The 1,074-nt window shown below is 39.0% G+C and carries 3 protein-coding genes; 1 reads left to right on the forward strand and 2 read right to left on the reverse strand.

The window, feature by feature from the left end; all coding sequences use genetic code 11:
- A partial coding sequence (locus M595_RS27820; protein ID WP_023069892.1) for an HAD hydrolase family protein occupies window positions 1-553 on the forward strand: 553 nt, incomplete at its 5' end.
- A 39-nt stretch (window positions 554-592) separates the two neighbouring features.
- Here M595_RS27820 and M595_RS27825 read toward each other — a convergent pair.
- Entirely contained in the window at window positions 593-889 is a 297-nt protein-coding gene (locus M595_RS27825; protein ID WP_023068423.1) for a hemolysin-type calcium-binding repeat family protein, read from the reverse strand.
- The coding region (locus M595_RS31410; protein ID WP_023069891.1) for a calcium-binding protein at window positions 890-1,074 on the reverse strand (185 nt) is incomplete at its 5' end.

Genomic DNA, 1,074 nt, shown 5'->3' on the forward strand with positions numbered 1-1,074 from the left:
GATCGCTGAAAATGGCGGACTTTTTTATGGGAGTAAAAATGATTCTCCTGAATTGTTAGTTTCGGTTTCTGATCTCAGCGAACATCGCCAACAATTAGCCGAAGTTTTTAAGCGTTTAAAATATCAATTTCCGGATCTCAAAGAATCAACAGATAACCGCTTTCGGCTAACAGATTGGACGTTTGATGTCGGGGGCTTAAGTCCATCGCAACTGCAAACGTTAGCTGAGATGTGTCACGAACAAGATTGGGGTTTTACCTATAGTACCGTTCAATGTCATATTAAACCCCAAACCCAAGATAAAGCCACGGGACTGTTAAAAGTTTTATCACAATATTTCCCCAAACTGTCAACCGAAAATATTTTAACCGTGGGTGATAGTCCCAACGACGAAAGCTTATTTAACCCCGAAAAATTCCCTTACTCCGTCGGTGTTGCCAATATTTTACATTATACCGAATATCTCAATTATAAACCCACTTATGTAACGATAGCAGAAGAAGTGAATGGATTTTGTGAACTTGCAGAATTACTCACCAAAAATACACCCTAAACTCCCGGTTTATTGGAGAAACCGGGTTTTTAAGATAAATTAGATTTCCACAACTTCAATTAAACCAATACTATTAAATTCAGCAACCGAAGTCGTTTGTAATATCGCCAGCGTTTCACCCGTTGAAATCAAATTAATTAACAAACTACCATTATTAGCACCCGTTCCATCCACAAGCGTTATACTACCCGCAGTAATTCCATCGATCGCATCAAAAACAATACTATCACCAGCACTATAATTAATAATAATATCTGTTCCATCTCCCGGCTTGAAAACAAATTTATCATTACCATTTCCCCCAAACAAAGTATCATTCCCGCCATCTCCAAACAATCAATCATCACCCAAACTTCCCGCTATACTATCATTTCCCTGACCGCCAAATAGAGTATCATTATCATTGCCCCCATCGAGAGTATCCTCAGACTGATTCCCAAAAACTAAATCCAACCCGTCGCCACCAAAAACTTGATCGCTATCGATATCACCAAAAAGAGTATCAAGATCGGAAGAGCACA

The sequence above is a fragment of the Lyngbya aestuarii BL J genome, from assembly GCF_000478195.2.
GTDB lineage: Bacteria > Cyanobacteriota > Cyanobacteriia > Cyanobacteriales > Microcoleaceae > Capilliphycus > Capilliphycus aestuarii.